Below are 23,414 nucleotides of genomic sequence, written 5' to 3'. Positions count from 1 at the left end.
TTAGGCTAACCTAAGTTGAACCAGAGACTCCGTCCCCGAGCCCGTCCCGCAGCAGACCTCGTCCCCACCCCCCGGAGGACCCCCACCATGCGCTCGCACCTGCTCAATGACACGACCGCGGAGCAGTACCGCCGCTCCGTGACCGAAGGAGTAGAGCGGGTGGCCGCCAAAATCGCCGCCACCGACCGTCCGTTCACCGGCGTCTCGGTCGACGCCCTCGCGCCCCGCATCGACGGGATCGACCTGGACAAGCCGCTGCACGACACCACGGCCGTCCTGGACGAGCTGGAGGAGGTCTACCTCCGCGACGCGATCTACTTCCACCACCCCCGCTACCTCGCTCACCTCAACTGCCCGGTCGTCATACCCGCCGTGCTGGGCGAGGCGGTCCTGTCGGCCGTCAACTCCTCCCTCGACACCTGGGACCAGTCGGCCGGCGGCACCCTCATCGAGCGCAAACTGATCGACTGGACGACGGCCCGGATCGGCCTCGGGCCGGCCGCCGACGGCGTGTTCACCTCCGGCGGCACCCAGTCCAACCTCCAGGCGCTGCTGCTCGCCCGCGAGGAGGCCAAAGCCGAGTCGCTCGCCGACCTGCGCATCTTCGCCTCCGTGGTCAGCCACTTCAGCGTGAAGAAGTCCGCGAAACTGCTGGGCCTCGGACCCGAAGCGGTGGTGTCCGTCCCGGTGGACAACAACAAGCGGATGCAGACCGTCGCGCTCGCCCACGAGCTGGAGCGGTGCAAGGAGGCCGGTCTGACGCCCATGGCCGTGGTCGCCACCGCCGGCACCACCGACTTCGGCTCCATCGACCCGCTGCCCGAGATCGCCGAACTGTGCGACCGGTACGAGACCTGGATGCACGTCGACGCGGCCTACGGCTGCGGCCTGCTCGCCTCCGTGAAGTACCGGGACCGGATCGACGGCATCGAGCGCGCCGACTCCGTCACCGTGGACTACCACAAGTCCTTCTTCCAGCCGGTGAGTTCGTCGGCCGTACTGGTCCGCGACGCGGCCACGCTCCGCCACGCCACCTATCACGCCGAGTACCTCAACCCGCGCCGCATGGTGCAGGAGCGCATCCCCAACCAGGTGGACAAGTCCCTGCAGACCACGCGCCGCTTCGACGCGCTCAAACTGTGGATGACCCTGCGGACCATGGGCGCCGACGGCATCGGGCAGCTCTTCGACGAGGTCTGCGACCTGACCGTCGAGGGCTGGCACCTGCTGGCCGCCGACCCGCGCTTCGACGTCGTCGTCCAGCCGTCGCTCTCCACCCTCGTCTTCCGCTACATCCCCGCCGCCGTCACCGACCCGGCCGAGATCGACCGCGCCAACCTCTACGCCCGCAAGGCCCTGTTCGCGTCCGGTGACGCGGTGGTCGCGGGCACGAAGGTCGGCGCCCGCCACTACCTGAAGTTCACCCTGCTGAACCCCGAGACGACGACCGACGACATCGCCGCCGTACTCGACCTGATCGCCGGCCACGCCGAGCAGTACCTGGGAGAGTCCCTTGACCGCGCTTCCTGAAGCCAGCCACACCTATGACTTCGTGGGGATCGGGCTCGGCCCCTTCAACCTCGGCCTCGCCTGCCTCACCGAGCCCATCGACACGCTCGACGGCGTCTTCCTGGAGTCCAAGCCGGACTTCGAGTGGCACGCCGGCATGTTCCTCGACGGCGCCCACCTCCAGACGCCGTTCATGTCGGACCTGGTCACCCTCGCCGACCCGACCTCGCCTTTCTCCTTCCTCAACTACCTGAAGGAGAAAGGCCGGCTGTACTCGTTCTACATCCGCGAGAACTTCTACCCGCTGCGGGTCGAGTACGACGACTACTGCCGCTGGGCCGCGAACAAGCTGAGCAGCGTGCGCTTCTCGACGACGGTCGCGGAAGTGACGTACGAGGACGACGTGTACGTCGTGCGGACCACCGCCGGAGAGCGCTTCCGCGCCCGGCACCTGGTCCTCGGCACCGGCACACCCCCGTACGTCCCGGAGGCCTGCGCGGACCTGGGCGGCGACTTCCTGCACAACTCCCGCTATCTGCGGCACAAGGCGGAACTCCAGAAGAAGGAGTCGATCACACTGGTCGGCTCCGGGCAATCGGCCGCCGAGATCTACTACGACCTGCTCAGCGAGATCGACGTCCACGGCTACCGGCTGAACTGGGTCACCCGCTCCCCGCGCTTCTTCCCGCTGGAGTACACCAAGCTCACGCTGGAGATGACCTCCCCGGAGTACATCGACTACTTCCGCGAGCTGCCCGAGCAGACCCGCTACCGCCTCACCGCCGAGCAGAAGAACCTGTACAAGGGCATCGACGGCGATCTCATCAACGAGATCTTCGACCTGCTCTACCAGAAGAACCTCGGCGGCCCGGTGCCCACCCGATTGCTCACCAACTCCTCGCTGACGAGCGCGCGTTACGCCGACGGCACCTACACCCTCGCCTTCCGCCAGGACGAGCAGGGCAAGGACTTCGAGCTGGACTCCCAGGGGCTGGTCCTGGCCACCGGCTACAGGTACACCGAGCCGGAGTTCCTCGCGCCCGTCCGGGACAGACTGCGGTACGACGCGCACGGCAACTTCGACGTCGCCCGCAACTACTCCATCGACACCACCGGCCGGGGCGTGTTCCTGCAGAACGCGGGCGCGCACACCCACAGCATCACCTCCCCCGACCTCGGCATGGGGGCGTACCGCAACAGCTCGATCATCCGTGACCTGCTCGGCAGCGAGTACTACCCGGTCGAGAAGACCATCGCGTTCCAGGAGTTCGCCGTATGAGCACGACCACGGCCGCCGTCGGCCGCCTCACCCTGCGCCCGCTCGACCCCGTCGAGGACGCCGGGCTGCTGCACGGCTGGGTCACGCACCCCAAGGCCGCGTACTGGATGATGCAGAACGCGAAACTGGTGGACGTCGAGCGCGCCTACATGGACATCGCGGCCGACGAGCACAGCCACGCCCTCATCGGCCTGCACGACGGCGAGCCCGCGTTCCTGATGGAGTACTACGACCCGGCCCACCGTGAGCTGGTCGGCCTGTACGAGCCGCGGCCCGGCGACGTCGGCATGCACTTCCTGGTCGCCCCCACCGACCGGCCCGTGCACGGGTTCACCCGGGCCGTGATCACCACCGTGATGGCGCGCCTCTTCGACGACCCGGCCACCTCCCGGGTCGTCGTCGAGCCGGACGTCTCCAACACGGCGGTGCACACCCTCAACGAGGCTGTCGGGTTCGTGCCCGAGCGGGAGATCCAGAAGCCGGAGAAGCGGGCGTTGCTGAGCTTCTGCACCCGCGAGCAGTTCGTCGCGGCGACGGGGGTGCCGGCATGAGCCTCGCCGACGCCGTCGCCCACCTCTCCCCCGAGCGCTGGGAGAAGGCCAACCGTCTGCTCGTCCGCAAAGCCCTCGCGGAGTTCGCGCACGAGCGCCTGATCACCCCCGAGGAGAAGGACGGCCGCTTCGTCGTCCGCAGCGACGACGGGCTGACCTACTACCGCTTCACCGCCGTCCGCCACGCCCTCGACCACTGGCAGGTGGATGCCGACTCGATCACCCGCACCCGCGACGAGGCCGAACTCCCGGTCACCGCGCTGGACTTCTTCATCGAGCTGAAGAAGACGCTGGGCCTGAGCGAGGAGATCCTGCCGGTCTACCTGGAGGAGATCTCCTCCACCCTCTCCGGCACCTGCTACAAACTGACCAAGCCGCAGATCACGTCCGCGGAGCTGGTCAGGAGCGGCTTCCAGGCCATCGAGACCGGGATGACCGAGGGCCACCCCTGCTTCGTCGCCAACAACGGGCGGCTCGGCTTCGGCATCCACGAGTACCTGTCGTACGCCCCGGAGACGGCGAGCCCGGTCCGGCTGGTGTGGCTGGCCGCGCACCGCTCGCGGGCCGCGTTCACGGCGGGCGTCGGTATCACGTACGAGTCGTTCGTGCGGGAGGAGCTGGGCGAGAAGACGGTCGAGCGGTTCGACGCCGTCCTGCGCGAGCAGGACCGGAACCCGGACGACTACCTCCTCATCCCCGTCCACCCCTGGCAGTGGTGGAACAAGCTCACCGTCACCTTCGCCGCCGAGATCGCCCGCGGCAACCTGGTCTGCCTGGGCGAGGGCGACGACGAGTACCTGGCGCAGCAGTCCATCCGGACGTTCTTCAACTCCTCGCACCCCGAGAAGCACTATGTGAAGACGGCCCTGTCCGTCCTCAACATGGGCTTCATGCGCGGGCTCTCGGCCGCCTACATGGAGGCGACCCCGGCCATCAACGACTGGCTGGCCCAGCTCATCGACAACGACCCGGTGCTGCGCTCGACGGGCCTGTCGATCATCCGGGAGCGGGCGGCCGTCGGCTACCGGCACCTGGAGTACGAGGCCGCGACGGACCGCTACTCGCCGTACCGCAAGATGCTGGCCGCGCTGTGGCGGGAGAGCCCGGTGCCGACGCTCCGGGACGGCGAGTCGCTCGCGACCATGGCCTCCCTGGTCCATGTGGACCACGAGGGCCGCTCGGTGGCCGGCGCGCTGATCGAGCAGTCGGGCCTGCCGCCGACCGAGTGGTTGCGCAGCTACCTCCAGGCGTACTACACCCCGCTCCTGCACAGCTTCTACGCCTACGACCTGGTGTTCATGCCGCACGGCGAGAACACGATCCTGGTCCTGAAGGACGGAGCGGTGCAGCGGGCGATCTACAAGGACATCGCCGAGGAGATCGCGGTCATGGACCCGGACGCGGTGCTGCCGCCCGAGGTCCGGCGCATCCGCGTCGAGGTGCCCGAGGACAAGAAGCTGCTGTCCATCTTCACGGACGTCTTCGACTGCTTCTTCCGCTTCCTCGCGGCCGGCCTCGCCACCGAGGGGATCCTCGACGAGGACGACTTCTGGCACACGGTCGCCGAGGTCACCCGCGCCTACCAGGCAGCGAACCCCGAACTGGCCGACAGGTTCCGCCAGTACGACATGTTCGCCCCCGAGTTCGCCCTGTCCTGCCTCAACCGTCTCCAGCTGCGCAACAACAAGCAGATGGTGGACCTGGCGGACCCGTCGGGCGCCCTCCAGCTGGTCGGAACCCTGAAAAATCCCGTCGCGGGGTTCTGATCCGGGCGGACGGGCGCCCCCGAGTACGGTCCTCGGGGGCGCCCGTCGCCGTCTTTGGAAGAATCCCCCCATGGCGGAAATCATCCAGAAGGACGGCACCTGGGTCTTCGACGGCGATGCCCTGCGGCTGACCCCGGGCCGGGACAAGAACGTCAGCCCGCTGCGCAGGGAACTGGGTGAACTGATCGTCCCTCTGGGCGCGTTGGCCGGGCTGTCGTTCGAGCAGGGAAAGAAGACGGGGCGGCTGCGGCTACGGCTGCGGGACGGCGCCGATCCCCTGCTCCAGGCGACCGGCGGACGGCTGACCGAGCCGCACGATCCGTACCAGCTGCTCGTCGAATCCGACCGGTACGGGGTCGCCGAGTACCTCGTGGACGAGGTGCGCCAGGCACTGCTCCTCGACGAGGTGCCGACCGACCCGGTGGACGCGTATCTGCTGCCCGGCCCGTCGGTGCCCCTGTCCGCCTCCGCCGGGGACGGCACGGCGAGCTTCGACGGTGAGCGGGTACGCCTGGAGTGGAACTGGAAGACCGAGGAGTCCAAGGCCTCCGCAGGGGCGCGCAGTATCGGCATCGCGGAGATCGAGGCGGTGGAGTGGCAGCCCGCGGTCGGCCTCGAGAACGGCTGTCTGCGCTTCCGGCTGCGCCACGCACCGACGAAGGCGCCGGCCAAGTACGACCCCAACGCCGTGGAGCTGTGGGGGTTCAGGAAGGACCCGCTGATGGCGCTCGTCGCGGCGGCCGTGCAGGCCAGACTGCCGCACCCGGCGTCCGGCCCCCGGGACGCCCTGCCCGCGCAGCGCGAGCCGGACTCCGCCGGCGGTGACGACCACGACGCGCTGCTGCGCCGGCTGCGCGAACTCGGCGAGCTGCGCCGTGACGGCGTCCTGACGGACGAGGAGTTCGCGATGGCCAAACAGGCGGTCCTCAGGCGCTTGTAGCACGACGAGGACCGCCTGCCGGCGTGGGTGCGCGGGTGGGTGCGCGGGTGGGTGCGCCGCGTGGGTGTGCGCCCCGCCTTCCGGGCGCACCCGGCGGGGGCCTCCTGGCGGGGTTACTTCGCCTTGCGGGCCACCGTGAAGTGGTCGACCTGCGCGCCGGTCTCGGCGATGCCGCGCACGGTCAGCGTGGCCGTACGGCCCTTCGCCGCCGGGGTCACGTCCACCCGCAGGAACGAGTAGTCGAGGTAGCGCACCCGCGACCAGGTGACGGTCTCGTCGACCTTGCCGTCCTTGGTGTTGATGAAGGACGCGACGGAGTCGACCTCGTTCTCGTGGCCCTCGTAGGAGAGCGGGGCACTGAAGGCGTACAGGCTGCGGCCGGCCGCGCCCGCGGTGACGTACACCACACCGTCGGTCTCGGGGTACGCCGTGCCGCCGATCGGGAGCTTCTTGGTGACGGCGCCCTTCTTGATGACGTCGGTGCGCTCGTACTGGTGGTTGTGGCCGTTGATGACCAGGTCCACGGTGTACTTCTCGAACAGCGGCACCCACTCCTGGCGCACGCCCCCCTCCGAGGCGTGCGCGGTGGAGGTGCAGTAGGCGCAGTGGTGGAAGAAGATCACGACGAAGTCGACGTCCTTCGACGCCCGGTACTTCTTGAGCTGCGTCTCCAGCCACTTGGTCTGGGTGCCGCCGGAGATGCCGAGGTTGGCCGGGATCTCGAAGGAGATGTCGTTGGCGTCGAGCGAGATCACCGCCGTGTTGCCGTAGACGAAGGTGTAGACGCCCGGGAGGTTCTTCGCGTCGGGACCGTTGTCCGGGAGGTTCCAGCGGGCCTCCTCGCCGCCGTAGCCGTTGGGCGAGTACCAGGCCTCCATGTCGTGGTTGCCGTAGGCCGGCATCCACGGGACGGACTTGGCGACGGACTCGGTCTGGGCGAGGAACTGGTCCCAGACGCGGGAGTCGAAGCCGGTGTCGGCGCTCTTGCCCTGGCCGGCCGGGTCGGCGTAGGCGATGTCACCGGCGTGCAGGTGGAAGGCCGGGTTCTGGCCGAGGAGGAGGCTGTTGTTGGCGAGGCCGTGGTAGCCGACGCCCTCGTCGCCGAAGGCGGTGAAGGTGAACGGCGCCTTGTGGTCGGGGGCGGTGGTGAAGGTGCCGAGAGTGCCGAGGATGTGGGCGGCGGCCGGGTCGAAGCCCGCGTGGCCGACGCCGTAGTAGTACGTCCTGCCGGGCTTGAGGTGGGTGAGCTCGGCGTGCAGGTAGTACTGGGTGTGGTCGCCGCTGGCGCCGACCCCGGCCGGGGTGTAGAGGGTGCGCACCTCGGCCTCGATCTTGCGGGAGAGGTCCCAGGGGTGGGCGCCGATCCGGATGAAGGGCTTCTTCACCGCGACCGGGACCTGCCAGGAGACCGTGATCTCGGTGCGCGGGTCCTTGCCGTAGGCGAGGTGGCGCCCGAAGGGGGCGACGAGGGCGCCGTCGACGTGCTCGGCGGCCGGGGTGGTCTTCGGGGTCCGCGTCGGCACGGCGGCCTGTGCCGTGGCGCCGGTCACGAACGCGCCACCCGTGACGGTGCCCAGGGTGACGGCGCCGCCTCTGATCATCGTGCGCCGGGAGAACTTGGCGCGCAGGTACTCGTGCTGCTCGGCCATGCTCATACGGTCGGCGAGCCGCTCGGGTACGCCCATGCGAGGAGTGTCCATGACGTCTGAAACTCGTCGCCTCGGGCGACGGGCCGCAAGCCGCCAAATGGACGGTGGAGGAACAGCGGCTCATAACACATTCAAGGTTCCCCCAAGGCTCCTTAACAGGTGCCTGCCCGAAATCGGGCACGATTCTTGCGAAACCAGCTCGCGTACCCCAGGATCTACCGGGTGCACGACGAACTCGTTGATCACCTGACGCGCTCCACGCCCCTCCAGCGGGGCGAGGCGCTACGGGTGATCCAGGACGTGCTCGCCTACTTCGACGAGACGACCGAGAACTACGTCCGTCGCCGCCACCGCGAGCTCCAGGCCCAGGGCCTGGTCAACGCGGAGATCTTCGAACGGGTCGAGGCGGACCTGAAATACCGTGCGGTGGCGCCGCCCGAGCTCACGCTCAGGCAACTGCGGCGCATCGTCTACGGGTGATCGAAAGCTTGGGGATACCTATATATGTGCGGAATCGTCGGATACATCGGCAGGCGTGACGTGGCCCCGCTGCTGCTCGAAGGCCTTCAGCGGCTCGAGTACCGCGGCTACGACTCGGCGGGCATCGTCGTCACCTCGCCGAAGACGGCCGGCCTGAAGATGGTCAAGGCCAAGGGCCGGGTCCGTGACCTGGAGGCCAAGGTCCCGGCGCGCTTCAAGGGCACCACCGGCATCGCCCACACCCGCTGGGCCACCCACGGCGCCCCCTCCGACGTGAACGCCCACCCGCACATGTCGGCCGACCTCAAGGTCGCCGTCGTCCACAACGGCATCATCGACAACGCCTCCGACCTGCGCAAGAAGCTCGAGGCCGACGGCGTCGAGTTCCTCTCCGAGACGGACACCGAGGTGCTCGTCCACCTGATCGCCCGCGCCCAGGCCGACAAGCTCGAGGACAAGGTCCGCGAGGCGCTGCGCGTCGTCGAGGGCACCTACGGCATCGCCGTCATGCACGCCGACTTCAACGACCGGATCGTCGTCGCCCGCAACGGCTCCCCGGTCGTCCTCGGCATCGGCGAGAAGGAGATGTTCGTCGCCTCGGACATCGCCGCGCTGGTCGCCCACACCCGCCAGATCGTCACCCTCGACGACGGCGAGATGGCCACCCTGAAGGCCGACGACTTCCGCACCTACACAACCGAGGGCACCCGCACCACGGCCGAGCCGACCACCGTCGAGTGGGAGGCCGCCTCCTACGACATGGGCGGCCACGACACCTACATGCACAAGGAGATCCACGAGCAGGCCGACGCCGTGGACCGCGTGCTGCGCGGCCGCATCGACGACCGCTTCTCCACCGTGCACCTCGGCGGCCTCAACCTGGACGCCCGCGAGGCGCGCCAGATCCGCCGGGTGAAGATCCTCGGCTGCGGCACCTCGTACCACGCGGGCATGATCGGCGCCCAGATGATCGAGGAGCTCGCCCGCATCCCCGCGGACGCCGAGCCCGCCTCCGAGTTCCGCTACCGCAACGCGGTCGTGGACCCCGACACCCTGTACATCGCCGTCTCGCAGTCCGGTGAGACGTACGACGTGCTGGCGGCCGTCCAGGAGCTGAAGCGCAAGGGCGCCCGGGTGCTGGGCGTGGTCAACGTGGTCGGCTCGGCGATCGCCCGCGAGGCGGACGGCGGCGTGTACGTGCACGCGGGCCCCGAGGTCTGCGTCGTCTCGACGAAGTGCTTCACCAACACCACGGTCGCCTTCGCGCTGCTCGCCCTGCACCTGGGCCGCACCCGCGACCTCTCCGTGCGCGACGGCAAGCGGATCATCGAGGGCCTGCGCAAGCTGCCCGCGCAGATCGCCGAGATCATGGAGCAGGAGGCGGAGATCGAGAAGCTGGCCGAGACGCTCGCCGAGGCCCGCTCGATGCTCTTCATCGGCCGCGTCCGGGGCTACCCGGTCGCGCGTGAGGCCTCGCTGAAGCTCAAGGAGGTCTCGTACATCCACGCCGAGGCCTACCCGGCCTCCGAGCTCAAGCACGGTCCGCTGGCCCTCATCGAGCCCGCGCTCCCGACGGTCGCGATCGTCCCCGACGACGACCTGCTGGAGAAGAACCGCGCCGCCCTGGAGGAGATCAAGGCCCGCAGCGGAAAGATCATCGCGGTCGCCCACCGCGAGCAGGAGAAGGCCGACCAGACGGTCGTCGTCCCCAAGAACGAGGACGAGCTCGACCCGATCCTGATGGGCATCCCGCTCCAGCTCCTCGCCTACTACACGGCGAAGGCGCTCGGCCGCGACATCGACAAGCCGCGCAACCTGGCGAAGTCGGTGACGGTGGAGTAGTCCTCCCCGCTCGTACAGAGAACGGCCCCCACGCGCGCCACCTGCGCGTGGGGGCCGTTCTCCTGCCGGGGACGCCCAACTCCCCGGCGTCGGCTGCCGATCAGCCCGTGGCCGTCACGCCGGGGCGGGCAGCGCGTCGCGGAACCGCAGTGGGCCAGTGGGCCAGCGCCGCGGTCGCCGCGTACCAGGCCACCGCGCCCGCCGCGACGGCGAACCAGCCGCCGACCTTGGTGAGCCCGTCACTGTCGGCGAACCGGGCGACGGCCATCAGCACCAGCCCCACGCAGAACAACCCGTAGGTGCCCTGGCCGAGTCGGTCGCCACCGGCGAGGGTCAAGGAGAGCGCCACGAGGGCGAACAGGAGCAGGAAGAGCCCCGCGGCGTTGTCGGAGACCTGGGCACCGGCGGAGACCGCCCAGGTGAACCAGAAGGCACCGAGGACGGTGTAGGCGGCACCGGCGGCCGCGTCGCGGTCGCGGAGGGCGAGCAGGCCGGCGACGAACAGTGCGACGCCGCCGACGTAGTGGGCGATGGATACGGCGTCCGCAGCCGTCACGCCGTCGATGAGGTCGGTGTACCCGAGCCCGAAGGCCAACAGGGTGACACCCAGGGCGAGTCGGCCGGCGATCGTGGTGGTGCTGCTTCCCGCAGAGACGTCGTTGTCCACGGCGGGCTCCCTTCATGCATGTGCAGTTGTGTGAGCGGTATATGCCCTTCACAAAGACACAAACACCCCTACGCGCCAGTAGATTTATGCTGCGCGACAAGGAGGGCCGGGCGTACCCAGATCTCATCTCACCTGGGAGAACGGCGAGTTACGGAATGACAACGACGGGCCGCTTGGCCCGCTTGGCGAGCCGGCCCGCGACCGAGCCGAAGATCCGGCCGACGATCCCGTGGGTCGAGCCGACGACGATCGCGTCGGCCTCGTACTCCCGCCCCACCTCTTCGAGTTCGTGGCAGATGTCGCCGCCGCGCTCGACCAGGATCCAGGGCACCTCGGCGAGGTACTCCGCGCAGGCGAGCTCCAGCCCGAGCACCTCGGTGCGGTGGTCCGGCACGTCGACGAAGACGGGTGGCTCGCAGCCGGCCCACACCGTGGTGGGCAGCCGGTTGGCGACATGGACGATGATCAGGCCGGAGCCGGAGCGGTGGGCCATGCCGATGGCGTACGCGAGCGCCCGCTCACTGGACGTGGAGCCGTCGAAGCCGACGACCACGCCGTGCTTGAAGGCTGGATCGCAGGAGTGGCGTGCGTCTTCCGCCGCCAGGGGCTCGGCCGCCGTAGGGTCGGCGACGGGCCGCTTGCGGTCCGCGGGTTCGAAGAATTCGTGACCGGCCATGGCTGTCTCGGCGTATTGATCCTTATACGGGTGGGACGCGGCGGTGTGATCGACGGAGCTGTCCGGGAATCATCTTCCCAACCCCATACCCCCAAGGGTACGGCGGCACGCCTCCGAGGCCCAGTTCCCGCACGCCCCCGGTGGGGGTTCCAGGGAGCATGCACGAGCGGACGCCCGTAACGCAATGGTTGCTGCCCCGTACAGGCGGTTTGCACAGGATTCACTTACGCGGGACCGCCGCCGACAGTGACCGACCGCTCGAACAGGCGTTGAACCCCGTGCACCGCTGCCCCACCACCGGCGCTCCACCACCGCCGCCCGACCGCCGCCGCACCCCGCCCCCTCGCACCGCCGCCCCCGCACCGCCGCCCCAGGAAGGAGCCCGCCCCGTGCCCTCGCCCCGCGCCACCCCCGACCCCCGGCCCGGCGACGACCGGTCGACCGACCTGATCCGCTGGGCGGCCTTCAGCTGCTTCCTGGTCCCGGTGGTCCTCCTCTGGTACGGCACCTCGCTGGCCGGCACCACCGGCACCGCCCTGGGCCTAGCCGCCGTCACGGCCGTCTGCCGGGTGCTGCTGCGCCGGTCCGAGCGGTGCCCGGCCCGGTTGCTGGACGAGGAGCCCGTGCTCCGGGCGCACCCCCGGGGGCGCCATCAGCGCACCGGGACGGGGTCACACCGTGGCGGTCGTCACTCCGGGGGAAACTCACCGGTCGGTTGACCGGTTTTCACGCACGGACCCGCTTCTTTTCAGCCAACTTCCGGTGATGGCGCATCCCTTGCCCCCACCACCCCCCACCCCCCGTTCCACCTGCACGGAAAGGGCCTCAGGGGCCCTGCGCACCCTACGGGGATTGGCCACCACACCGAGGCGCACTTCCCTGCACGGCCCACGAGTGCAACGCTTCGTGATCGAATGCTTCACGCCAAGTTGCCATGTCGACAATCTGCCGGGTGGCGAACTGGCCACGCCGGCATTGTGCGACACGTTAGATTCGATCTTGACTGTCTACGGCGGGGGACTCGTGCAGGACCGAGGGGAAACGTGCAGGAGCGACACAACCGAGGAGCCGCGACCACCGAGGGGGGCTTAGCAGGATGAGCCACGACTCCACTGCCGCGCCGGAAGCCGCGGCCCGGAAACTCTCCGGGCGACGCCGCAAGGAGATCGTCGCGGTGCTGCTGTTCAGCGGCGGCCCCATTTTCGAGAGTTCCATTCCACTGTCGGTGTTCGGGATTGACCGCCAGGACGCCGGCGTACCGCGCTACCGCTTGCTGGTGTGCGGTGGCGAAGAAGGCCCGCTGCGGACCACAGGGGGCCTGGAACTCACCGCGCCTCACGGCCTGGAGGCGATCGCACGGGCGGGCACGGTCGTCGTGCCGGCCTGGCGTTCGATCACCTCTCCGCCGCCGGAGGACGCGCTCGACGCACTGCGCCGGGCGCACGAGGAGGGTGCCCGCATCGTGGGCCTGTGCACCGGCGCGTTCGTGCTGGCCGCCGCGGGTCTGCTGGACGGCCGCCCGGCCACCACCCACTGGATGTACGCGCCGACGCTGGCCAAGCGCTATCCGTCGGTACACGTGGATCCGCGCGAACTGTTCGTCGACGACGGCGATGTACTGACATCGGCGGGCACGGCGGCCGGAATCGACCTCTGTCTGCACATCGTGCGGACAGATCACGGTAACGAGGCCGCGGGCGCGCTGGCCCGGCGGCTGGTCGTCCCACCACGCCGGTCGGGCGGCCAGGAGCGCTACCTCGACCGGTCTTTACCGGAGGAGATCGGCGCCGACCCGCTCGCCGAGGTCGTCGCCTGGGCGCTGGAGCATCTCCACGAGCAGTTCGACGTGGAGACGCTGGCGGCACGCGCCTATATGAGCCGCCGCACGTTCGACCGCCGCTTCCGGTCCCTGACCGGCAGCGCGCCGCTCCAGTGGCTGATCACCCAGCGGGTGCTCCAGGCGCAGCGCCTGCTGGAGACGTCGGACTACTCGGTGGACGAGGTCGCGGGGCGCTGCGGCTTCCGTTCGCCGGTGGCCCTGCGCGGCCACTTCCGCCGGCAGCTCGGCTCGTCCCCGGCGGCGTACCGGGCGGCGTACCGGGCCCGCAGGCCGCAGGGCGAACGGCAGACGGACAACGAACCGTCGCCGCCGCTCCCGCCGCAGGCGCTGCACCCGGACGCTCCGGGACCGGTACCGCCGCAGCTGCGGCGTACGGCCTCGGCGGCGGCCGGCGCGCTGGGCTCGTCGGCGTCCCTGCCGTCCGAGCACGCGCGGGACTCCTACGCGACCTCGCGGGCGAGTCTGCCGGGGCAGCGCAGCAGTACCTGAGCAGGTGACCGAACCTCTCGAGTGCCGGTCGGGCCCACCGGCCCGGCCGGCGCCCGGGCACGAGAGCGTCCACGCGGGGCATCTCAAAAGCCGACGTCAGCTTTAGGGTGGTCGCATGAACGATCGCATGGTCTGGATCGACTGCGAGATGACCGGCCTCTCGCTGTCGGACGACGCTCTCATCGAGGTTGCCGCCCTGGTCACCGACTCCGAGCTGAACGTGCTCGGCGACGGTGTCGACATCGTCATCCGCCCGCCGGCCCGGGCGCTGGAGACGATGCCGGAGGTGGTGCGCGAGATGCACACCGCGTCCGGGCTGCTCGACGAGCTGGCGGGCGGGACGACCCTCGCCGAGGCCGAGGCCCAGGTGCTGGCGTATGTACGGGAGCACGTGAAGGAGCCGGGCAAGGCGCCGCTGTGCGGCAACTCCGTCGGCACGGACCGCGGCTTCCTGGCGCGGGACATGACCTCCCTCGAGGGCTACCTCCACTACCGGATCGTCGACGTGTCGTCGATCAAGGAGCTCGCCCGGCGCTGGTACCCGCGGGCGTACTTCAACAGCCCCCCGAAGAACGGCAACCACCGCGCCCTCGCCGACATCCGCGAGTCCATCGCGGAACTGCGCTACTACCGCGAGGCGGTCTTCGTGCCGCAGCCCGGCCCGGACTCCGACACCGCTCGGACCATCGCCGCGAAGCACGTCCTGCCGGGCGGCTGACGGGGCCCCGTAAAAGGCGTGCGCGAGCACCCCCTCGGACCCTGTACACTTTTTCTCGGCCGGTAGGGAGACCGCAAAGTCCAACTGCCGGGCGTGGTGGGTGTAGCTCAGCTGGTAGAGCACCTGGTTGTGGTCCAGGATGCCGCGGGTTCAAGTCCCGTCACTCACCCTGAGTCATCAGCCGGTGACTTCCCGCAAGGGAGGTCACCGGCTGATGTGTTTCCCGGGAGGCGTCATGCACTCGACCCTCACCGCCGAGCCGTTCGCGACCGCCCGGCTCGACGTCGTCCCGCTGCGCGTCGACCACGCGGCCGAGCTGGCGGTCGTCCTGGGCGATCCCGCGCTGCACACCTTCATCGGCGGCGCCCCAAGCACACCCGAGGCCCTGCGCGCCCGTTACGAACGGCTCGTCGCCGGTTCGCCGGATCCGTCCGTCTCCTGGTGCAACTGGGTGCTGCGGGTGCGGGACGCCGACCGGCCGGCCGGGACCCTGCAGGCCACCGTGACCGGTCGGGACCACGCCGAGATCGCCTGGGTCGTCGGTACCCCCTGGCAGGGTCGCGGCCTCGCCTGCGAGGCGGCCGCGGGACTCGTCGGCCTGCTACGGGATCGGGGCGTGCGCACGATCGTCGCCCACATCCACCCCGACCATCACGCGTCCGCGGCCGTGGCCCGTTCCGCCGGGCTGTCGGCCACCGCGGAGCGGCAGGACGGCGAGGTGCGGTGGCGGCTGGTCGTCGCGCCGTGAACCCGGGGCACGCTCAGGAGGAGGAGCGCCCCACCAGCTCCGTCGCCAGTACGACCTGGCGTCGCTCCAGGCCCCGCGACACCGCGGGACGGCGGTCCGCGATCTCCGTGAGGAGCAGGTCCAGCATCCTGCGGCCCATCTCCTCGATGGGCTGGCGGACGCTCGTCAGCGGCGGGTCCATGTGCCGGGCGATCGCCGAGTCGTCGTAGCCGACCATCGCCACGTCCTCCGGGAGCCGGCGGCCCGCCTCGCGCAGTGCCCGGCGGGCGCCGGCCGCCATGACGTCGGAGCCCGCGAAGACCGCGTCGAGGGAGGGGTTGCGGGCGAGGAGTTCCCCCATCGCGCGGTGTCCGCCCTCCTCGGTGAAGTCGCCCGGGGCGATCAGGCCCTCGTCCGGCGGGTATCCCGCGTCGCGCAGGGCGTCCCGGTAGCCGTCGACGCGCCGTTGGGCGCCGTAGACGTCCAGGCGGCCCGTGATGTGGGCGATATGGGTGCGGCCCCGGGACAGCAGGTGATCCACCGCCGAGCGGGCGCCGCCGTAGTTGTCGGAGTCCACCGACGGGAGGGTCTCCGCGGCGGAGCGCGGGCCGCTGATCACCGCCGGGATCTCCAGCTGGGCCAGCAGATCGGGCAGCGGGTCGTCGGCGTGGACCGAGACCAGGAGAACTCCGTCGACGCGGTGCGCCGCCAGGTACTGGGCGAGCCGGCGTCGTTCGCGATCGCTACCCGCGAAGATCAGCAGCAGCTGCATCTCGGTGTCGGAGAGCTCCGCGCCCACACCGCGCAGCATGTCCGAGAAGTACGGCTCGGCGAAGAAGCGGGTCTCCGGCTCGGGGACCACCAGCGCGATCGCGTCCGTGCGGTTGGCGGCCAGGGCACGGGCCGCGGTGTTGGGGACGTAGCCGAGCTCGGCTACGGCCGCCTCGACGGCCGCGCGGGTCGCGTCACTGACTCTCGGCGAGCCGTTGATCACCCGGGAGACCGTGCCGCGGCCGACACCGGCGCGTGCGGCCACCTCTTCGAGAGTCGGCCGCCCTCCGCTCCGGCTCCGCGCTCCGTGGCTTGCCATGGGCCCCGCCTTCCCGCCGTCGTTCACGCTGGCCTGGAATCTAACAGCCCCGTCCGTTCAGCCCATCCTCGCCGACGGCCACCGTCCCCGGGGACCCGCTTCGACCCCACGGGACCTCGCACCCGTACGCCGGACCGGCCCGGTCCCAGGACGCCGGGCGCGCCCAACTCCCCGCCACCGGACGGCTCGTCCGTTGCCGCTCACGGCCGGAAAGCGCTGTCCCCCCGAGTTAGCTAACAGGCAGATAACTGAACGCATCTCTCCGCGCTCCCACCCTTGACACCCCCGCCCGAACCGACGACTCTTCAACACATCACCTGTGGGAGCGCTCCCACGGTACCTGACACATACACATCCCGCACGTTCCCCGCCCGAGCCGCAGCGAGTAACTAACGGGCCCAACAATGCAGTTGGCCGGGGGGTCGGCACGTCAGGGCAACAGGAGGACGCAATGCGAGCACGTACCCGAACCACCCGCCGGGTGGTGGTCCTCGCGGCCGTAGCGTCGCTGGGCGCCGGGCTGCTGGCCGGCTGTGCCGACGACGGCAACGACGACGCTTCCGACGGTTCGTCGTCGGGCAGCGGCAAGGGCAAGACGACGATCACGATGGGTCTGTTCGGCACGATGGGCTTCAAGGAGGCCGGTCTCTACACCGAGTACGAGAAGCTCCACCCCGACATCAAGATCGCTGAGAATGTCACGGAGCGGAACGAGAACTACTACCCGGCGCTCGTCAACCACCTCACCACCAACAGCGGCCTGATGGACGTCCAGGCCATCGAGGTGGGCAACATCGCCGAGGTCGTGGCCACCCAGGCGGCCAAGTTCGAGGACATGTCGAAGGTCTCGGGCGTCGACAAGAGCAAGTGGCTGGACTGGAAGTGGTCGCAGGGCACCACCAAGGACGGCCAGACGATCGCTCTCGGCACCGACGTCGGCCCGATGGCCCTCTGCTACCGCAAGGACCTCTTCGAGGCGGCCGGTCTGCCCACCGACCGCGAGGCGGTCGGCAAGCTGTGGGCCGGTGACTGGAACAAGTTCGTCGCCACCGGTGAGCAGTACAAGAAGAAGGCCAAGGCGGGCACCTTCTTCATGGACTCCCCCGGCGGCCTGATCAACGCCATTCTCAGCAGTGAGAAGGAGAAGTTCTACGACTCCTCCGGCGAGATCATCTACAAGACGAACCCGGCGGTGAAGGCCGCCTTCGACCTGACCGCGAAGGCCGCCGAGGGGGGCCTGGTCCAGGCCCAGACGCAGTTCCAGCAGTCGTGGGACACCACGATCGCGAACAGCAAGTTCGCCACCATCGCCTGCCCGCCGTGGATGCTCGGCACCATCAAGGGCAAGGCCAAGGCCGAGGACGCCGGCAAGTGGGACGTGGCCGTCGCGCCCAAGTCCGGCAACTGGGGCGGCTCCTTCCTGGGCGTGCCGAAGAGCGGCAAGCACGTGAAGGAGGCCGAGGCGTTCATCACCTGGCTGACCGCGCCCGAGCAGCAGGCGAAGCTGTTCAAGGTGCAGGGCTCCTTCCCGAGCACGCCGAGCGCGTACACCATGCCCGAGGTGACCGGCGCGAAGAACGACATGACCGGTGACTCGCCGATCGGTACGGTCTTCTCCGAGGCCGCCAAGACGGCTCCGGTGCAGGTCATCGGCCCGAAGGACCAGATCATCCAGCAGGGCCTGACCGACAACGGCGTCATCCTCGTGACGAAGGGCAAGTCGGCGGCGGAGGCCTGGAAGACGGCCACCAAGACCATCGACAACAACCTGGACAAGTGACCCGCATGGCCACCCGCCACGACACCGCCGCGCCCCCCACCAAGGAGGGGGGCGCGGCCCCGGGCCGCCCGGCCCCCGTTCCCACGGAGGCGGAGCAGCGGCACCGCGCCCGGCTCTCCCGCCGCTGGCAGCGGGACAAGCGCTGGAGCCCGTACGCCTTCGTCTCGCCGTTCTTCCTGCTGTTCCTCGCATTCGGCCTGTTCCCGCTGGTCTACACCGGCTGGGCGTCGCTGCACCAGGTGGAGCTGACCGCGCCCACCGACATGACGTGGGTGGGGATGCGCAACTACACGCGCATCTTCGAGGACGACTTCTTCTGGAACGCGGCGAAGAACACGCTCACGATCGGGATCATCTCGACCGTTCCGCAGCTGCTGATGGCCATGGGCCTCGCCCACATCCTCAACTACAAGCTGCGCGCCTCGACCTTCTACCGGGTCGCGATGCTCGCGCCGTACGCGACCTCGATCGCGGCCGCCTCGCTGGTCTTCGTGCTGCTCTTCGGGCGCGACTACGGCATGATCAACTGGGCGCTGCACTTCGTCGGGATCGACGCGGTCGACTGGCAGAACGACAAGTGGCCGTCGCAGATCGCCGTCTCGTCGATCGTCATCTGGCGGTGGACCGGCTACAACGCGCTGATCTACCTGGCCGCGATGCAGGCGATCCCGCAGGACCTGTACGAGTCGGCGGCGCTGGACGGCGCCAGCCGCTGGAAGCAGTTCCTGCACGTGACGCTGCCGTCGCTGCGGCCGACGATCCTGTTCACGGTCGTCGTCTCGACGATCGGCGCCAGTCAGGTCTTCGGCGAACCGCTGCTGTTCGACGCCAACAAGGGCGCGTCGGGCGGCGCGGAGCACCAGTTCCAGACGCTGGGTCTGTACCTGTACGAGCAGGGCTGGGTGAACCAGCACCTGGGCCGGGCCTCGGCGATCGCCTGGACGATGTTCCTGATCCTGATCGTGATCGGCATCGTCAACTACGTCATCTCGCGCCGGCTGCGCGCCAGTAGTTAGGAGTACCGGCCGTGACGACGACGACAACGACCGCGAAGTCCGTGCAACCCGAGGACGCCGTGCCGACGGCCCGGAAGGTGCGCCGGCCGAAGTCCGCGCGGGCCGGCGGGCAGATGCACGGCGGACCGATCGCCTACATCATCCTGGGCGTCTTCACCATCGTTTCGCTGTTCCCCCTGGTGTGGACGGCGATCGCGGCGTCCCGCGACAACAACCGGCTGGCGCAGAACCCGCCGCCGTTCGTGTTCGGCTCCAACCTCTTCCACAACCTGGACGTGGCCTGGAACGACGCGAACCTGGGCAAGGCGTTCGTCAACACGACGATCGTGGCGGGGACTTCGGCCGCGACGATCGTCTTCCTTTCGACGATCGCCGGGTTCGCCTTCGCCAAGCTCCGGTTCCGGGGCCGGGGCGCGCTGATGCTGATCGTGATCGGCACGATGATGGTGCCGCCGCAGCTGAGCATCATCCCGCTGTACATGATGGTCGCCAAGCTGGAGTGGACGGACCAGCTCCAGGCGGTGATCCTGCCGTCGCTGGTGAGCGCGTTCGGTGTGTTCTTCATGCGGCAGTACCTCATCCAGGCGCTGCCCGACGAGATCATCGAGGCGGCCCGGGTGGACGGCGCTAGCAGCTGGCGCGTGGTGTGGCACGTGGTGTTCCCCGCGGCGCGCCCGGCGATGGCGGTGCTCGGCATGCTGATGTTCGTGCAGACGTGGAACGACTTCCTGTGGCCGTTCCTGGTGCTGAGCCAGACCGGCAACCCGACCGTGCAGGTCGCGGTCGCGGGCCTCGGCCGCGGGTACACCCCGGACCAGTCCCTGATCATGGCGGGCGCGCTGCTGGGCACGCTGCCGCTGCTGCTGGTCTTCGCGATCTTCGGCAAGCAGATCGTGGGCGGCATCATGCAGGGCGCCGTGAAGGGCTGAGGACACGTCGCGACCGCGTACGACGCCTCACGACGCCCTCCCGTTCGTCCGTCCGTGACCTCACGGGGGCCGGGTCACCGCCGCCCCGGCCCCCTCCGCACCACTTCCCCCCCGACCTCGTCGGTCTCGACGACCACCCATGGGAGCGCTTCCATGCCTGAGCCCATTACTCCGGTGACCTTTCCGCCCGCCTTCCTCTGGGGTGCCGCGACCTCCGCGTACCAGATCGAGGGGGCGGTGCGCGAGGGCGGCCGTACCCCCTCGATCTGGGACACCTTCAGCCATACGCCGGGCAAGACGGCCGGTGGCGAAACCGGTGACATCGCTGTCGACCACTACCACCGCTACCGCGACGACGTGGCGCTGATGGCGGAGCTCGGCCTGTCCACGTACCGCTTCTCCATCTCCTGGTCCCGGGTCCAGCCGACCGGGCGCGGCCCCGCGGTGCAGGTGGGCCTGGACTTCTACCGCCGTCTGGTGGACGAGCTGCTGGCGGCGGGCATCAAGCCCGCCGTCACCCTCTACCACTGGGACCTCCCCCAGGAGCTGGAGGACGCCGGCGGCTGGCCGGAGCGGGACACGGCGTTCCGGTTCGCGGAATACGCGCAGATCGTCGGCGAGGCGCTCGGCGACCGCGTGGAGAACTGGATCACGCTGAACGAGCCGTGGTGCAGCGCGTTCCTGGGCTACGCGTCCGGGGTGCACGCGCCGGGCCGTACCGAGCCGGTGGCCTCGCTGAAGGCGGCGCACCACCTGAACCTGGCGCACGGGCTGGGCACTTCGGCGCTGCGCACGGCCATGCCGGCCCGCAACTCGGTGGCGATCAGTCTCAACTCCTCGGTGGTGCGCCCGCTCTCCCCGGGTGACCCGGCGGACCTGGCCGCGGTGCAGAAGATCGACGACCTGGCCAACGGCGTCTTCCACGGCCCGATCCTGCGGGGTGCCTACCCGGAGACCCTGCTGGCGGCGACCTCGTCGCTGACGGACTGGTCGTACGTCCACGAGGGCGATCTGCGCGCCATCCACCAGCCGCTGGACGCGCTGGGCCTGAACTACTACACGCCCACGCTGGTCTCGGCGGCGGACGCGTCGGTGGAGGGACCCCGCTCGGACGGTCACGGTGCGAGCGACCACTCGCCGTGGCCGGGCGCGGACGACGTGGCCTTCCACGTGACGCCCGGCGACCGCACGGAGATGGGCTGGTCCATCGACCCGACCGGCCTGCACGAGCTGATCATGCGTTACACGGCGGAGGCGCCGGGCCTGCCCCTCTACATCACGGAGAACGGCGCGGCCTACGACGACAAGCCCGACTCGGACGGCCGTGTCCACGACCCCGAGCGCATCGCCTACCTGAACGGCCACCTCGCGGCGGTCCGGCGGGCGATCGCGGACGGCGCGGACGTGCGGGGCTACTACCTCTGGTCCCTCCTGGACAACTTCGAGTGGGCGTACGGCTACGAGAAGCGGTTCGGCGCGGTGTACGTCGACTACGCGACGCTGACCCGCACGCCGAAGTCGAGCGCCCTGTGGTACAGCCAGGCGGCCCGTACGGGCACCCTGGCGCCGACCGAGACCAACTGACCCGGGGAGCGGGGAGAGGGCGCGGCGGGCTGGGGGCCTGCCGCGCCCTTCGCCGGTGATCGCTCCTGTCCGCCTTCCGTCCGGGTCGGCGGGATCCGTGGCACGCTCGTTGCGCCCACGGCCCTCCTGTCGCCGGAGGTGTCGGCGCGTCGGCGGGGGCGTACGGGGAGGAGCGACATGAGCTCGGGCGAGGTCGGTCCGGTCTGGGCTGCCGGTCTTCGCGTTCAGCTTCACCGAGCCGTCTGCGTCGTACTCGGGCACGCGGGCGGTGCCGATGGCACGGAAGCCCTCGTGTCTGAACTTCCTGCGCCAGGTCGGCTCACCGAACCGGGAGGTGAACCTGGCGTTCTTGGCCTTGGCGACGTCCTTCAGCGCGTGCTGCTGCACATCCGCGTTCCCGGCCGGCGGTGTCCCCGGGCCGGCGGTGTCACCAGGTGGCGGTGTCACCGGCCGGCGGCGTCAGCCAGTGGCGGGCGGGCGTCACCGCACGCGACACGTCACCGGTCGCCTCCCGACAGCAGACGGCGGGTGGTGTCCACGCCCCAGATGTCGAGCGACAGCAGCCGGTCGCTGGACGCCATCAGGCCGCCGGTCGCCTCCACGTGCGCGGCCCACCGCTCCCGGGTCTCCACCGCCGGACGGGCCATCAGGCAGTCCGGGTCGTTGGTCCAGAGCCGGCCGTGCTGCCACTGGCGGCCGGCGCCGGTGAATTCCGCCGGGTCCTGGCCGGGCTGGCTGTAGTCGTCGGCCTCGGGACGGCGGTGCGGGGCCGTGTCGGGGCTGACCCGCATCGCGTCGAAGAGTCCGAGGGAGGGCAGGATCGGCGCGCCGCAGCCCAGGAGGTACGCGTCCGGGCCGATCGCCGCGCGGATCAGCTCGACGCCCGAGCGGTACGCCGTCAGCGCGTCCACGGTGCCGTCGTGCCGTACGCCGTCCAGCGCGCCCGCGTACAGGAAGTCGGCCTTGAAGTAGTCGTAGCCCTCGGCGCGCAGCGTCCGGAAGACGTCCGTCAGGTACGCCGCCGCCTCGGGGTGGGTGGTGTCGAGGACCCGAAGGTCGTGGCCCCAGTTGTGGCCGGCGTGCGCGAAGCCGCCGTCGGCGGAGCGGACCAGCCGGTCGGGGTGCCGGGTGGCCAGTTCGCTGCTCGGGTCGACCAGGAAGGGTGCCGTCCAGATGCCCGCGCGGCGGCCCCGGGCGCGGATGGCGTCGGCGATGCCGGAACGGGAGCGGAAGCGGCCCGAGAGGACGAGCCAGTCGCCCAGGGCGCGCTGGTAGCCGTCGTCGATCTGGACGACGTCGACAGGCAGGTCCAGGGTGTCCATCGCGCGGAGGTTCTCGTGGATGTCGTCCTCGGTGACGGCGGTGAAGTACTCGTACCAGGAGCACCAGACGGTCGGCGCGGGACGGGGGGCCGGCAGGCCGAGCCCGGCGGCCCAGTCGGCCAGGAGCGCCTGGATGTCGGTGCCCGTGTACTCCTTCACCGGGCCGTCGGCGCTGATCTCCGCCACGGATCCGGCCCGGGTGAGGCGGATGGACGGCACCTCCCGCACCGGGTCCGGCGCCGCCCACAGCCGTACCGGTGAGCCGTCGCCGGGGTCGAGGGCGAGCAGCCCCTCCCCCTGGAAGACTCCCGCGGGGACGGTGATCCCGGGGCGGTAGCAGACCGTCGCCCAGTTGTCGTTCGTCGGGCGGTACGGGGTGTCGCGGAGGGCGTAGGCGCCGCTCGGGCTCCAGGACTGCCAGCCCTCCTCGTGGACGCGGGCACGACGCGGGTCCACGGGGACGGCGGCCACCGGGGTGAAGGGGTGGTGCACGGGGTTCTCTTTCACGGGGAGGGACGTGCGGAGACGGAGGGCAGCGGGCGGAGACGGAAGGGGCGGGC

The 23,414-nt window shown here is 70.1% G+C and carries 20 protein-coding genes and 1 tRNA gene; 16 read left to right on the top strand and 5 right to left on the bottom strand.

The window, feature by feature from the left end; all coding sequences use genetic code 11:
* Nucleotides 1-87: 87 nt before the first annotated feature.
* The 5 genes from desA to ACFVYS_RS01170 all read left to right on the top strand — a co-directional run bounded on the left by desA (nucleotide 88) and on the right by ACFVYS_RS01170 (nucleotide 6,045).
* Nucleotides 88-1,530, top strand: coding sequence for a lysine decarboxylase DesA (gene desA, locus ACFVYS_RS01190; protein WP_389497636.1), 1,443 nt, complete (start codon nucleotides 88-90; stop codon nucleotides 1,528-1,530).
* On the top strand, nucleotides 1,514-2,788 hold the full coding sequence (locus ACFVYS_RS01185) for a lysine N(6)-hydroxylase/L-ornithine N(5)-oxygenase family protein (RefSeq protein ID WP_389497634.1): 1,275 nt from the start codon (nucleotides 1,514-1,516) through the stop codon (nucleotides 2,786-2,788). Before desA ends, ACFVYS_RS01185 begins: the two co-directional genes overlap by 17 nt.
* On the top strand, nucleotides 2,785-3,339 hold the full coding sequence (locus ACFVYS_RS01180) for a GNAT family N-acetyltransferase (RefSeq protein ID WP_389497632.1): 555 nt from the start codon (nucleotides 2,785-2,787) through the stop codon (nucleotides 3,337-3,339). Before ACFVYS_RS01185 ends, ACFVYS_RS01180 begins: the two co-directional genes overlap by 4 nt.
* The gene (locus tag ACFVYS_RS01175; RefSeq protein WP_389497630.1) at nucleotides 3,336-5,105 is read left to right on the top strand and encodes an IucA/IucC family protein; all 1,770 of its coding nucleotides are present in this window, start codon (nucleotides 3,336-3,338) and stop codon (nucleotides 5,103-5,105) included. Before ACFVYS_RS01180 ends, ACFVYS_RS01175 begins: the two co-directional genes overlap by 4 nt.
* Before the next feature lie 70 nt (nucleotides 5,106-5,175).
* Nucleotides 5,176-6,045, top strand: coding sequence for a DUF4429 domain-containing protein (locus ACFVYS_RS01170; protein WP_389497628.1), 870 nt, complete (start codon nucleotides 5,176-5,178; stop codon nucleotides 6,043-6,045).
* Between the two features lie 113 nt (nucleotides 6,046-6,158).
* Here the strand turns inward: ACFVYS_RS01170 and ACFVYS_RS01165 are convergent, their stop codons facing one another.
* Nucleotides 6,159-7,730, bottom strand: a complete 1,572-nt coding sequence (locus tag ACFVYS_RS01165) for a purple acid phosphatase family protein (RefSeq protein WP_389497626.1) — start codon at nucleotides 7,728-7,730, stop codon at nucleotides 6,159-6,161.
* A 186-nt stretch (nucleotides 7,731-7,916) separates the two neighbouring features.
* On the opposite strand from ACFVYS_RS01165, the gene ACFVYS_RS01160 reads away from it, so the two are divergent.
* On the top strand, nucleotides 7,917-8,174 hold the full coding sequence (locus tag ACFVYS_RS01160; RefSeq protein ID WP_020131788.1) for a hypothetical protein: 258 nt from the start codon (nucleotides 7,917-7,919) through the stop codon (nucleotides 8,172-8,174).
* A 24-nt stretch (nucleotides 8,175-8,198) separates the two neighbouring features.
* Nucleotides 8,199-10,016, top strand: coding sequence for a glutamine--fructose-6-phosphate transaminase (isomerizing) (gene glmS, locus ACFVYS_RS01155; protein ID WP_389497624.1), 1,818 nt, complete (start codon nucleotides 8,199-8,201; stop codon nucleotides 10,014-10,016).
* Between the two features lie 100 nt (nucleotides 10,017-10,116).
* Here glmS and ACFVYS_RS01150 read toward each other — a convergent pair whose 3' ends face one another.
* Nucleotides 10,117-10,683 (bottom strand): GPR1/FUN34/YaaH family transporter, encoded by a 567-nt coding sequence (locus tag ACFVYS_RS01150; protein WP_389497622.1) that lies wholly within the window; start codon nucleotides 10,681-10,683, stop codon nucleotides 10,117-10,119.
* Nucleotides 10,684-10,831: 148 nt separating this feature from the next.
* On the bottom strand, nucleotides 10,832-11,359 hold the full coding sequence (locus ACFVYS_RS01145; protein ID WP_020131791.1) for a universal stress protein: 528 nt from the start codon (nucleotides 11,357-11,359) through the stop codon (nucleotides 10,832-10,834).
* Between the two features lie 389 nt (nucleotides 11,360-11,748).
* On the opposite strand from ACFVYS_RS01145, the gene ACFVYS_RS01140 reads away from it, so the two are divergent.
* From ACFVYS_RS01140 to ACFVYS_RS01120, 5 genes are all read left to right on the top strand, one after another.
* Nucleotides 11,749-12,078, top strand: a complete 330-nt coding sequence (locus ACFVYS_RS01140) for a hypothetical protein (protein ID WP_389497620.1) — start codon at nucleotides 11,749-11,751, stop codon at nucleotides 12,076-12,078.
* 377 nt (nucleotides 12,079-12,455) lie between these two features.
* Complete coding sequence (locus ACFVYS_RS01135) at nucleotides 12,456-13,688, top strand: helix-turn-helix domain-containing protein (protein ID WP_389497618.1); 1,233 nt, start codon at nucleotides 12,456-12,458, stop codon at nucleotides 13,686-13,688.
* Nucleotides 13,689-13,803: 115 nt separating this feature from the next.
* Entirely contained in the window at nucleotides 13,804-14,406 is a 603-nt protein-coding gene (gene orn / locus ACFVYS_RS01130) for an oligoribonuclease (RefSeq protein WP_389497616.1), read from the top strand.
* A 96-nt stretch (nucleotides 14,407-14,502) separates the two neighbouring features.
* A tRNA-His gene (locus tag ACFVYS_RS01125) sits at nucleotides 14,503-14,575 on the top strand.
* Nucleotides 14,576-14,641: 66 nt separating this feature from the next.
* A complete protein-coding gene (locus ACFVYS_RS01120; RefSeq protein ID WP_389497614.1) occupies nucleotides 14,642-15,154 on the top strand; it encodes a GNAT family N-acetyltransferase in 513 nt (170 codons plus the stop codon).
* 13 nt (nucleotides 15,155-15,167) lie between these two features.
* Here ACFVYS_RS01120 and ACFVYS_RS01115 read toward each other — a convergent pair whose 3' ends face one another.
* On the bottom strand, nucleotides 15,168-16,223 hold the full coding sequence (locus ACFVYS_RS01115) for a LacI family DNA-binding transcriptional regulator (protein WP_062648188.1): 1,056 nt from the start codon (nucleotides 16,221-16,223) through the stop codon (nucleotides 15,168-15,170).
* 451 nt (nucleotides 16,224-16,674) lie between these two features.
* On the opposite strand from ACFVYS_RS01115, the gene ACFVYS_RS01110 reads away from it, so the two are divergent.
* The 4 genes from ACFVYS_RS01110 (at nucleotide 16,675) to ACFVYS_RS01095 (ending at nucleotide 21,532) form a co-directional block, all read left to right on the top strand.
* On the top strand, nucleotides 16,675-18,003 hold the full coding sequence (locus ACFVYS_RS01110) for an ABC transporter substrate-binding protein (RefSeq protein WP_389497611.1): 1,329 nt from the start codon (nucleotides 16,675-16,677) through the stop codon (nucleotides 18,001-18,003).
* 5 nt (nucleotides 18,004-18,008) lie between these two features.
* Entirely contained in the window at nucleotides 18,009-19,019 is a 1,011-nt protein-coding gene (locus tag ACFVYS_RS01105; RefSeq protein WP_389498016.1) for a carbohydrate ABC transporter permease, read from the top strand.
* Between the two features lie 41 nt (nucleotides 19,020-19,060).
* Complete coding sequence (locus ACFVYS_RS01100; RefSeq protein WP_389498014.1) at nucleotides 19,061-19,948, top strand: carbohydrate ABC transporter permease; 888 nt, start codon at nucleotides 19,061-19,063, stop codon at nucleotides 19,946-19,948.
* 153 nt (nucleotides 19,949-20,101) lie between these two features.
* Nucleotides 20,102-21,532 carry a GH1 family beta-glucosidase gene (locus ACFVYS_RS01095; protein WP_389497609.1) on the top strand — a complete coding sequence of 477 codons (1,431 nt, stop codon included), beginning with the start codon at nucleotides 20,102-20,104 and terminating at the stop codon, nucleotides 21,530-21,532.
* A 497-nt stretch (nucleotides 21,533-22,029) separates the two neighbouring features.
* Here the strand turns inward: ACFVYS_RS01095 and ACFVYS_RS01090 are convergent, their stop codons facing one another.
* Nucleotides 22,030-23,346 (bottom strand): glycoside hydrolase family 36 protein, encoded by a 1,317-nt coding sequence (locus tag ACFVYS_RS01090; protein ID WP_389498012.1) that lies wholly within the window; start codon nucleotides 23,344-23,346, stop codon nucleotides 22,030-22,032.
* Nucleotides 23,347-23,414 lie beyond the last annotated feature (68 nt).

Source organism: Streptomyces sp. NPDC058295, from assembly GCF_042880655.1.
Taxonomy (GTDB): domain Bacteria; phylum Actinomycetota; class Actinomycetes; order Streptomycetales; family Streptomycetaceae; genus Streptomyces; species Streptomyces coriariae.
Note: the sequence above shows the minus strand (reverse complement) of the source record. Positions and strands in the feature narration are given on the sequence as shown.

Coding starts and splice junctions, on each gene's coding strand:
- ACFVYS_RS01135 (WP_389497618.1), top strand. CDS start 12,456: ATGAGCCACGACTCCACTGCCGCGCCGGAAGCCGCGGCCCGGAAACTC.
- ACFVYS_RS01165 (WP_389497626.1), bottom strand. CDS start 7,730: ATGGGCGTACCCGAGCGGCTCGCCGACCGTATGAGCATGGCCGAGCAG.
- ACFVYS_RS01170 (WP_389497628.1), top strand. CDS start 5,176: ATGGCGGAAATCATCCAGAAGGACGGCACCTGGGTCTTCGACGGCGAT.
- ACFVYS_RS01095 (WP_389497609.1), top strand. CDS start 20,102: ATGCCTGAGCCCATTACTCCGGTGACCTTTCCGCCCGCCTTCCTCTGG.
- ACFVYS_RS01120 (WP_389497614.1), top strand. CDS start 14,642: ATGCACTCGACCCTCACCGCCGAGCCGTTCGCGACCGCCCGGCTCGAC.
- ACFVYS_RS01105 (WP_389498016.1), top strand. CDS start 18,009: ATGGCCACCCGCCACGACACCGCCGCGCCCCCCACCAAGGAGGGGGGC.
- ACFVYS_RS01110 (WP_389497611.1), top strand. CDS start 16,675: ATGCGAGCACGTACCCGAACCACCCGCCGGGTGGTGGTCCTCGCGGCC.
- desA (WP_389497636.1), top strand. CDS start 88: ATGCGCTCGCACCTGCTCAATGACACGACCGCGGAGCAGTACCGCCGC.
- orn (WP_389497616.1), top strand. CDS start 13,804: ATGAACGATCGCATGGTCTGGATCGACTGCGAGATGACCGGCCTCTCG.
- ACFVYS_RS01115 (WP_062648188.1), bottom strand. CDS start 16,223: ATGGCAAGCCACGGAGCGCGGAGCCGGAGCGGAGGGCGGCCGACTCTC.
- ACFVYS_RS01145 (WP_020131791.1), bottom strand. CDS start 11,359: ATGGCCGGTCACGAATTCTTCGAACCCGCGGACCGCAAGCGGCCCGTC.
- ACFVYS_RS01180 (WP_389497632.1), top strand. CDS start 2,785: ATGAGCACGACCACGGCCGCCGTCGGCCGCCTCACCCTGCGCCCGCTC.
- glmS (WP_389497624.1), top strand. CDS start 8,199: ATGTGCGGAATCGTCGGATACATCGGCAGGCGTGACGTGGCCCCGCTG.
- ACFVYS_RS01175 (WP_389497630.1), top strand. CDS start 3,336: ATGAGCCTCGCCGACGCCGTCGCCCACCTCTCCCCCGAGCGCTGGGAG.